Here is a 9,300-nt window from a genome sequence, read left to right as displayed (position 1 = left end):
CCCTGTGGGAGAGTAGGACGCCGCCGAACAATTATTGCGAGGAAACCCCGCACCGGAAACGGTGCGGGGTTTTCTGCGTTCCAGGGGCAGTTCACCGGTGTTCACCGACGTTCACCCCACCAACTTCGCGTCGTACGCCAGGATGACCGCCTGGACGCGGTCCCGCGAGCCGGTCTTGGACAGGATGCGGCCCACATGGGTCTTGACCGTGGACTCGGCGAGGTGGAGGCGCTCCGCTATCTCCGTGTTGGTCCAGCCCTGGCCTATCACCCGCAGGATCTCGGTCTCGCGGTCGGTGAGAGCGGTCAGGCGCGGATCGGGGGCGGCGTCCGGGGCGGGGGCGGCCGGCAGATGGTGGACGTACGCGTCGAGCAGACGGCGGGTCAGGCTCGGGGCCACCACCGCGTCGCCCGTGGCCACGGCCCGGATGCCGGAGAGCAGCTCCTCCGGCTGGGCATCCTTGACGAGGAAACCGGAGGCACCTGCGCGCAGCCCGGAGTAGGCGTACTCGTCGAGGTCGAAGGTCGTGAGGATCAGGACCCTGGTGCGGGCGCCGCCCGCGACGATGCGGCGGGTCGCCTCGATACCGTCCATGCCGGGCATGCGGACGTCCATGAGGACCACGTCGGGGTGGAGTTCGGCCGCCATGCGGGCGGCTTCGGCGCCGTTGGCCGCCTCCCCCACGACCGTCATGTCGTCCTGGCTCTCCAGGAGCATCCGGAAGCCGAAGCGCTGGAGCGGCTGGTCGTCGGCGATGAGGACGGTGGTCACTGCGGGGATTCCTCCGGTAGGTGCAGGTGGACGCGCCAGCCCCGCTCGGGGCGTGGCCGTGGGCCGGCCTCAAGTGTGCCGCCGTACAGGGACGTTCGCTCGCGCATGCCGGGCAGGCCGCGGCCGTCCGCGGGGGCGGGGGCCTGCCCGCCGCGGCCGGTGTCGGTGACGGTGAGGGCGACGGCGCCGCCCGTCTCGTAGGAGAGGTCGATGTGTGCGGTGGCGTCGGGGCCGGCGTGCTTGAGGGTGTTGGTGAGGGCTTCCTGGATGACGCGGTAGACCGTGAGCTGGCGGCCCTCCGGGAGAGTGGCCCGGCCCTGGACGGTCGTGCGGACGGGGAGACCGGCCCTGCGGACGCCGTCGAGGAGCTGGTCGAGGTCGGTGAGTGAGGGCTGCGGGGCCAGCTCGGCAGCCCGGGTGCCGTCCCGCTCCTCTTGGCGCAGGACGTCGAGGAGGCGGCGTAGTTCTCCCAGGGCCTGGCGGCTGGTGGTGGCGATGGCGTCGAGGGCCTGGGCGGCGCGTTCGGGCGACCTTGCGGCGGCGTAGCGACCGCCGTCGGCGAGACCGGTGATGACGGAGAGGTTGTGGCCGATGATGTCGTGCATCTCCCGGGCTATGCGGGCGCGTTCGGCGGCGGCGGCGAGGCGGCCCTGCTGGTCGCGTTCCGTCTCCAGGCGGCGGGCACGGTCCTCCAGGGCCGCGGTGTAGTCCCGCCGGGTGCGGACGGTGATGCCGATGAGGGCGGCCACGCCGACGGAGAGGATCTGCGAGCCGAGCTGCTGGTTCCAGGGGCCGGCGCTGTCCCCGTAGCGGGCGACCGTGACACAGGTCGGGGTGGTCACCAGGAGCACCGCCCACCAGAGGTTGCGCAGCGGCAGGCGCAGGGCGATGTGGTGGATGAGGAGCAGTTGGAGCAGGGCCGCTTGGAGGGTGGCGCCCGACCAGGCGTTCACCAAAGCCGCGGGCAGCGTGACGAGCAGGGCCACCAGGGGGTGGCTGCGGCGCCAGAGCAGGGGGACGGAGAGGGCGAGGCTGAGGACGAGGACGAGGGCGACGGGGACGTCGGGATCGTGGGCGACGTTGCGCCAGCCGCCGGAGGCGTCGATCAGGGCGGCCAGCACCCACAGACCGGTGAGGTGCAGGTCCCACACGAGGGGACGGCGACGGTCGAAGGCGCGGACCCGCCGGCTGACGCGCTGGACGTACTCGGTGAGGGGTTCGGCCGCTCGGTCTTCCGGCACGGGCTTCACGGGGTCCATCCGACCATGATCGCGGCCCGGCGCGCGAGGGGTCGTCCGCCCGGAGGCCGTATATCAGGTGAGGGGCGTAGTACCCGGGTATTACGGTGGCCCGCATGAGTGCCAGGGCCCCCGGTGACTACGTGATCCGCTCCATACGCGCCGACGAATGGCCCGCCGTGAAGGAGCTGCGGCTTCGTGCGCTGCGGGATCCGCTGGCGCACCTCGCCTACCTGGAGACGTACGACGTCGCCGCTGCCCGGCCGGACTCCTTCTGGCAGGAGCGGGCGGCCGGAGCCGCGGAGGGCGCGTCCGGGGCGCGGCAGATCGTCGCGGAGGTGCCCGGGGGGATGTGGCTCGGCACGCTGACCGTGCTGGTGGAGGAGGCCGGGACGACGGACTGGGCCGGGTTCTCCGTGGATCGGCGGCAGGGGCACGTGGTCGGTGTGTTCGTGCGGCCCGAGTGGAGGGGCAGCGGGCTGACCAAGGCGTTGTTCGACGCCGGGCTGGAGTGGGCGTGGGCGAGCGGCCTGGAGCGGGTGCGGCTCATCGTGCATCCCGACAACGAGCGGGCGCAGGGCGCCTACCGCAAGGCGGGGTTCGCGCCGAGCGGGCGGACGGTTCCGCTGGTGGGCGGGCCCGGGGACTACGAGCTGGAGTTCGTGCTGGAGCGCTGAGGCGATGCCGGGGCCGCCGCTACACCGGGAGCTCGTCGTGGGGCCAGCGGGCCCGGCCCTGTTCGCGGGACCGGAGGAGGGCCAGGGTCGGCATGCCCCGGTCCGTCCCGGCGGCCAGCAGCTCGGGGAGCTGGGGAAGCGGAGCCACGGCCGCGACGTCGTCCAGGACGAGCGTCAGTGGTGGGTCGAGGCGACCGGAGGATGACCGTTCGGCCATGCGCCGGCCGCGCTCGACCACGCTTGAGACGAGCGCCGTCAGCAGCGGCATCGCGCCCGGGCTCGTACGGGGGTCTTCGATGGATTCACCCACCACGTAAAGGGTTCCCTGTTCGTGGATGAAGGAATCCAAGGCGAGGGCATCATTTCGGTTGGGAGTGCAGGCCTCGCGGATGTTGACCGTCGAGAGGGTGGCCAGCGCACGGGTGGTCAGTTGCTGGGCCATGTCCCGGCGTTCGGGGTAGGCGGTGAGGGCGCCTTCGAGTTCGCCCGCGGAGCCGGGTGCGGCTTTGGGGCTGGTACGGAGGATGCGTACGGCGTCCTGGACCTGGAGGCCCTGGGACCAGCGGTGGACGTGACGGACGGTGCGGCCGTCGACGGCGGCGGCGTGCAGGTAGCTGCGCAGCAGGAGTTCCGCGGTGTCACCGACCGCCTGGTCGAGCCGGGCGGTGGGGCGGACCGGGGTGAGGAGGGCGGCCGCTCTGGTGGTGGCCGTCTGTCTGTCCTCGCAGCCGGCGGTGGGGGACCAGTGGAGTCGGTCCGGGGTGTCGCAGAGGTGGTTCGGATCGTAGAGGTGGGCGGGACCGAGTTTCGCGCGGGCGTCCTTGGTGTCCGCCCAGAGGGCCGGGTTCGAGGTGATGACGAGGGCGGGGCCCTCCGCGTCCCGCAGGCTCTGGGTGGCGGTCGAGCGGCGGGTGTCCGGCGGGCCGTAGTGCACCGCGCCTTCGACGCGGGTCGATTCCCACCCGCCCATCCGTTTGCCGTCGGCCACAGCGGTGAGGGGCTCGGGCTCCGGGACCGCCTGCTCCGGCGCCCTGGGGACCGGTACCTCGTGAACCTGCTCGGGCAGTTGTTCCCGCGTCGGCTCCGGCTCCGGCGCTCGCTCCCGCATCGGCTCCGGCTCCCGCCCTCGCTCCCGCGTCGGCTCTGGCTCCCGCACGGCCGCCGCCGTCGTCTTCACGCGCCGCCGTCCCTGTTGCCGTACCGCGCGCCAGCGGGCGACCGTTCCCATCACGAACACCGTCAGGACGACCAGCACCATCATCTGGCCGATGAACAGCCCCCAGAACAGCCCGTACCCGGAGAGTGCCGTCTCGGGGGTGTCCGGCCAGGCGCCGGGGATGTCGTGGGGCTCGGAGATCAGGTGGCGCATGGCCAGGGGGGTGCCGGTGAAGGTGACGCCGGAGGGCCAGGAGCCGTGGGCGAAGAGCGCGGACAGGCCGGTCGCCGTCCACACCAGCAGGGTCATGCCGAGGAGGAAGGCCAGTATGCCGAGCAGCAGGCCGTCGGGGATGCCGCCCTGCTGGGCCGGCCGCCGGCCGCGGTGGTCGTCCGGTCCGTCCGGTCTCATGCGTCCGGTCCCTCCCGTCTTCCTACGCCACCGTCGATTCGGACGAGTCGCCGATGTGCTGTTCCATGAACGCCGCCGCCCTTTCCTCCGCCTCCAGTTCGGCGGCGCGCAGGGCGTCGTCGTTGAAGTCGGCGGACGACTCGGTCATCGCGCGGTCGGTGAAGACCAGGGGGCGTTCGGTCTCGGTGATCAGGTGCTTGACCACCTGGACGTTGCCGTTGACGTCCCACACCGCGATGCCGGGGGTGAGGGAGGGGATGATCTCCACGGCCCAGCGTGGCAGGCCCAGTACGCGCCCCGTGGCCCGCGCCTCGTCGGCCTTCTGGGCGTAGATGGTCCGGGTGGACGCCATTTTCAGGATGGCCGCCGCCTCTCTGGCCGCCGCCCCGTCGACGACGTCCGACAGGTGGTGCACCACCGCCACGAACGACAGGCCCAGCCGTCGCCCGAACTTCAGCAGCCGCTGGAACAGCTGTGCCACGAAGGGGCTGTTGATGATGTGCCAGGCCTCCTCGACCAGGAAGATGCGCTTCTTCCGGTCGGGGCGGATCCAGGTGTGCTCCAGCCAGACCCCCACGATCGCCATGAGGATGGGCATGGCGATGGAGTTGCGGTCGATGTGGGAGAGGTCGAAGACGATGAGGGGGGCGTCGAGGTCGATGCCGACCGTCGTCGGGCCGTCGAACATGCCGCGCAGGTCACCGTCGACGAGGCGGTCGAGGACGAGTGCCACGTCCAGACCCCAGGCCCGTACGTCGTCTATGGCGACGTTCATCGCCTCGGCGGACTCCGGCTCGGGGTGGCGGAGCTGCTCGACGATGTCGGTGAGGACCGGCTGGCGCTGGACGATGGTCTCGTTGACGTAGGCGTGCGCGACCTTGAGCGCGAAGCCGGAGCGCTCGTCCAGGCCGTGCCCCATCGCGACCTCGATGATGGTGCGGAGCAGGGCCAGCTGCCCGGTCGTGGTGATCGCCGGGTCGAGGGGGTTGAGCCGGATGCCCTGGTCGAGTGCCGCCATCGGGTCCAGCCGGATCGGAGTTATACCCAGCTGCTGCGCGATGAGGTTCCATTCACCGGCCCCGTCCTCGCCCTGGGCGTCCAGGACGACGACCTGGCGGTCGCGGAAGCGGAGCTGGCGCAGGACGTACGTCTTCTCGAGCGCCGACTTGCCGTTTCCCGACTCCCCGAGCACGAGCCAGTGCGGGGCGGGGAGCTGCTGGCCGTACAGCTGGAAGGGGTCGTAGATGTAGCCCTTGCCGGAGTAGACCTCGCGGCCGATGATCACGCCGGAGTCGCCGAGGCCGGGCGCGGCGGTCGGCAGGTAGACGGCCTGCGCCTGGCCCGTGGAGGTGCGGACGGGGAGGCGGGTCGTCTCCACCTTCCCGAAGAGGAAGGACGTGAAGGCTTCGGTGAGGACGGTCAGCGGGTCCCGCATCAGGCTCAGCCCCTACCTTCGGATGCCGGTGGCGAACGGAAGTGTGTTCACGAAGGCGCGATGGTGCTCACGGTCGCACCACTCCAGCTTCAGGTACGACTTTCCGGCCGAGGCCCTTATCGTCCGCTTGTCGCGGGCCAGCGCCTCGGGGGAGCGGGAGGAGACCGTGATGTAGCCGACCAGGTTGACGCCGGCCGCGCCGCTGGCGAGGTCCTCGCCCCGCTGGTCCAGGCGGCCGTGGGCGGCGATGTCGCGCGGGTCGACGGTGCGGTTCATCTTGGCGGCGCGGGAGGCCTCGGCCTCGTCGTTCGTCTTCTCCGTCAGCATGCGCTCGATGGCGACCTCGGTGGGTTCGAGGTCCATCGTCACGGCGACGGTGCGGATGACGTCCGGGGTGTGGACGAGGAGCGGCGCGAGGAAGTTCACGCCGACCGGGGTCATCGGCCACTCCTTGACCCAGGCGGTGGCGTGGCACCAGGGGGCGCGGGTGGAGGACTCGCGGGTCTTGGCCTGGAGGTAGGTGGGCTCCATCGCGTCCAGCTCGGCCGGCCAGGCGTTGCGCTTGGTCATCGCCTGGATGTGGTCGATGGGGTGGTCCGGGTCGTACATGGCGTGGATGAGGGAGGCGAGCCGGCCCTGCCCCAGCGGCTGGCGTACGCGGATGTCGGCTTCCTGCAGGCGCGAGCAGATGTCGGTCAGCTCGCGTGCCATGACGACCGCCAGTCCCGCGTCCCGGTCCAGCCTGCGCCCGTTCTGCGGGCGGGCGGCGCGGGCCATCGCGTGCGCTTCGGCGGCCAGTTCGCGGTTGTAGTGCATGCAGGCGATGAGGTAGGCGCGGTGCTGCTCGCTGCTGGTGGACACCATGGACTGGAGCTGGTCGTACGACTGCTGCAGCCACGGCAGCGCCTTGTCGTCGCCGCGCTGGGCGACGTCCTTGGCGTGCGCGTCGGGGTCGGCCGGGAGGGTGCGGGCGAGCATCTGGATGCGGGTGACGAAGCCGTCGCCGTTGGCCACGTGCTTGAGCAGGGTGCCGAAGCGGTCGACGAGGGCCTCCTGGTCCTCGGAGTCGCGCAGGCCGACGCCGGGGCCCTCGATCTCGATCGCGGCCGTCACCATCTTGCGGTCGGCGTGCAGCAGTACGGCGATCTCGTCCGGCCCGAAGGGCGCCGCCAGCCAGGTGATGCGGCCGATGCCGGGCGGCGGGCCGACCTCGATCTCCCGTCCGTCGAGCCGGGTGCCGGCCTCGATGGCGCCGGAGCGGTAGGTGGTGCCGCGGCGGAGCGTGCGCTTGTAGCTGCGGTTGATCTCGAACCACTTGTAGAACGTGCGGTGCTTGTACGGCACGTAGACGGCCGCCAGCGCGAGCATGGGGAAGCCGACGAGCAGCACGATGCGCAGGGTCAGGACGGGGACGAGGAGCCCGCACATCATGCCGAGGAACGCGCCCACGACGATCAGCGCGATCTCACCGGTCTCGCGGTTGCGGCCGACGATCGCGTTCGGCCGGGCGCGGCCGATCAGATACGTACGGCGGGGCGTGACCGGATGGGACACGTGGGACTCGGTCGTCAACGCCCGTCACCTCCTGTGCTGTTTTTGCTGTTACGGGTGTTGCTTGCGTGAGGCGTGTTCACCGGGCTGCCGGAGCGGGGTGCGGGTGCGGCGGAGGGGACATTTCCGCCGCCGCCGTTCGAGGGGCGCGAGCTGTGCGCGGCGACTCCGCCGGAGGCGGGGTTCGAGGGACGGGACGCGGAGGAGGAGGTGGACTGGCCGCCACCGCCGCCTCCGCTGTCGCCGTTGTGGCGGGTGCTGTGGGTTCTGATGCCCTGGGCGACCAGGTTCGCCGGGGAGCTGATCACGGCTGCGGCCTTGCCTTCGGCGCCCTGCATGATGCGGTTGTTGCGGCCGTTCGCGATCTCGTCGCCGAAGCCGGGGACGAAGCGGTAGATCATCGCGGACGCGAAGATGGCGAGCAGGATGATGGCGAGGCCGGACACGACGGCCGAGAAGGCGTCCGGCCCGTCGTCGGCGGAGAGCGCCCCGGCGAGCCCGAGCACGATCACGATCACGGGCTTCACGAGAATGACCGCGATCATGATCCCGGCCCAGCGGCGGACGTGACCCCACAGGTTCTTGTCGACCAGGCCGGCGTAGACGACGGTGCCGAGCAGGGCGCCGACGTAGAGCAGGGCGGCGCGGATGACGAGTTCCAGCCAGAGCACGCCGGCGGCGAGGATCGACACCAGGGAGACGACGATCAGCATGATCGGCCCGCCGCCGATGTCCTCGCCCTTCTCCAGGGCGGCGGAGAACGTGCCGAAGAAGGTGTCCGTCTGCTCGCCGGTCGCCTTGGCGAGTACGTCGGTGACGCCGTCGGTCGCCGATACGACCGTGTAGAGGATCAGCGGCGTGAAGGCCGACGCCAGGACGGTGAGCCAGAGGAACCCGATCGCCTCGGAGAGCGCGGTGCTCAGGGGGACACCGCGCACGGCGCGCTTCGCTACCGCGAGGAGCCACAGGAGCAGCGTGAGGATCGTCGACGCCGCGAAGACGACGGCGTACTGCTGGAGGAACGTCGGGTTCGTGAAGTCGACGTTCGCCGTGTCCTGGACGGCGGCGCTGAGCTTGTCGATGGTCCAGGAGGCGGCGTCGGCACAGCCCTTGGCGAGGGAGGAGAGGGGGTCCAGGGCGGAGGTGGGGTCGTTCAGGGTCCCACCGCCACCTCCGGTGGAGCCGCCGCCGCCTTCGCCTCGTTCGCAGTAGTCCTTGGCGGGGCCCACGATGAGGTCGCAGTTGTCGTCCGACGGGGTTGGCGACGGAGTGGGAGCAGCGACGGCACGGGTCGCCAGAAGTACCACCGTGGCCTGTACGGCGGTCAGGGCAGCGGCGGCCTTGAGTACACGACGCGTGTTAGCGGGCATACGTGAACCCTCCGTACTCCTGGACGGCCTTGGACATCTCGTCGGCGCTGGAGGCCTTGTTGTCTCCGGGGACCGGCGCGGGGCCGTCCTTCTGGGAGAAGCTCTCGACCTTCCAGTCGTCGTCCACCCAACGCAGCTGCAGCGTCATGGTGAACCAATCGCTGGTGACGGGGTTGGTGGTCTTCTCACCCGCAGTGCCGAACACACCTGTGCACCAGACGTCCACGGTCGTGGCGGTGTCCGAGTACTGAGTGGTCTTGGTGCCGATCGGCATGGTGCGTGAGACGTAGGTGTCGCCGCCCGTGGCGTTGCCGTTCGCGTCCAGACCGATGCTGCTCAGGAATTCCTTGCTGTATGCCCTGTTGAACTTGTCCTCCAGAGCGGCCTGCTTGTCGGCCACGAAGACCTGCCGGACGATGTCGGCTCTCCGGGCCGGCTTGAGGACGTCGGCCGAGACGAGAGCCACCGCATAGTTCGCCGCCGCGCTCTGTGCCCCCTGCTCGTCCCGGGCGAAGCCCGACTGCACCGGCTTGGTCCCGGACGGTGCCGTCGACGAGGCCTTCGGCTTGTCCGCGGCCGTGTCGTCCGGGGTTGCGGAATCGTCTCCTCCACGGTTCGCGAAGGCGATCGCGGCGATGAGGAGGACGACGACGCCGACCACGGTGACCAGGCTCCGGGACGACGAGCGGCC

At 70.9% G+C, this 9,300-nt stretch carries 8 protein-coding genes; 1 reads left to right on the top strand and 7 read right to left on the bottom strand.

From position 1 onward, the window contains the following. Positions 1 to 111: 111 nt before the first annotated feature. Positions 112 to 771 carry a response regulator transcription factor gene (locus tag EBH09_RS16865; RefSeq protein ID WP_121747799.1) on the bottom strand — a complete coding sequence of 220 codons (660 nt, stop codon included), beginning with the start codon at positions 769 to 771 and terminating at the stop codon, positions 112 to 114. Continuing rightward, complete coding sequence (locus EBH09_RS16860) at positions 768 to 2,030, bottom strand: histidine kinase (RefSeq protein WP_121747798.1); 1,263 nt, start codon at positions 2,028 to 2,030, stop codon at positions 768 to 770. Before EBH09_RS16860 ends, EBH09_RS16865 begins: the two co-directional genes overlap by 4 nt. Before the next feature lie 95 nt (positions 2,031 to 2,125). Between EBH09_RS16860 and EBH09_RS16855 the strand changes: the two genes are divergently transcribed. Further along, on the top strand, positions 2,126 to 2,686 hold the full coding sequence (locus EBH09_RS16855; RefSeq protein WP_193776353.1) for a GNAT family N-acetyltransferase: 561 nt from the start codon (positions 2,126 to 2,128) through the stop codon (positions 2,684 to 2,686). A gap of 19 nt (positions 2,687 to 2,705) precedes the next feature. Here EBH09_RS16855 and EBH09_RS16850 read toward each other — a convergent pair whose 3' ends face one another. The 5 genes from EBH09_RS16850 to EBH09_RS16830 form a co-directional block, all read right to left on the bottom strand. Further along, the gene (locus EBH09_RS16850; protein ID WP_121747797.1) at positions 2,706 to 4,253 is read right to left on the bottom strand and encodes a type VI secretion protein; all 1,548 of its coding nucleotides are present in this window, start codon (positions 4,251 to 4,253) and stop codon (positions 2,706 to 2,708) included. Between the two features lie 22 nt (positions 4,254 to 4,275). After that, positions 4,276 to 5,688 (bottom strand): ATP-binding protein, encoded by a 1,413-nt coding sequence (locus tag EBH09_RS16845; RefSeq protein WP_121747796.1) that lies wholly within the window; start codon positions 5,686 to 5,688, stop codon positions 4,276 to 4,278. A 12-nt stretch (positions 5,689 to 5,700) separates the two neighbouring features. Continuing rightward, the gene (locus EBH09_RS16840) at positions 5,701 to 7,260 is read right to left on the bottom strand and encodes an SCO6880 family protein (protein WP_121747795.1); all 1,560 of its coding nucleotides are present in this window, start codon (positions 7,258 to 7,260) and stop codon (positions 5,701 to 5,703) included. Then, on the bottom strand, positions 7,257 to 8,609 hold the full coding sequence (locus EBH09_RS16835; RefSeq protein WP_193776352.1) for a hypothetical protein: 1,353 nt from the start codon (positions 8,607 to 8,609) through the stop codon (positions 7,257 to 7,259). Before EBH09_RS16835 ends, EBH09_RS16840 begins: the two co-directional genes overlap by 4 nt. After that, the coding region (locus EBH09_RS16830; RefSeq protein WP_121747794.1) for a hypothetical protein at positions 8,599 to 9,300 on the bottom strand (702 nt) is incomplete at its 5' end. The genes EBH09_RS16830 and EBH09_RS16835, both read right to left, overlap by 11 nt.

Origin of the sequence: Streptomyces sp. E2N166 (assembly GCF_003671715.1) — a bacterium.
In the GTDB taxonomy this organism is placed as follows: Bacteria; Actinomycetota; Actinomycetes; order Streptomycetales; family Streptomycetaceae; genus Streptomyces; species Streptomyces thinghirensis.
The sequence above is the reverse complement of the archived record's forward strand: the minus strand, read 5'-3'. Positions and strand labels throughout refer to the sequence as shown.

What these genes read in the sequence shown, in the direction of transcription:
- EBH09_RS16860 (WP_121747798.1), bottom strand. Translation starts at nt 2,030, where the DNA reads ATGGACCCCGTGAAGCCCGTGCCGGAAGACCGAGCGGCCGAACCCCTC.
- EBH09_RS16855 (WP_193776353.1), top strand. Translation starts at nt 2,126, where the DNA reads ATGAGTGCCAGGGCCCCCGGTGACTACGTGATCCGCTCCATACGCGCC.
- EBH09_RS16850 (WP_121747797.1), bottom strand. Translation starts at nt 4,253, where the DNA reads ATGAGACCGGACGGACCGGACGACCACCGCGGCCGGCGGCCGGCCCAG.
- EBH09_RS16845 (WP_121747796.1), bottom strand. Translation starts at nt 5,688, where the DNA reads ATGCGGGACCCGCTGACCGTCCTCACCGAAGCCTTCACGTCCTTCCTC.
- EBH09_RS16835 (WP_193776352.1), bottom strand. Translation starts at nt 8,609, where the DNA reads ATGCCCGCTAACACGCGTCGTGTACTCAAGGCCGCCGCTGCCCTGACC.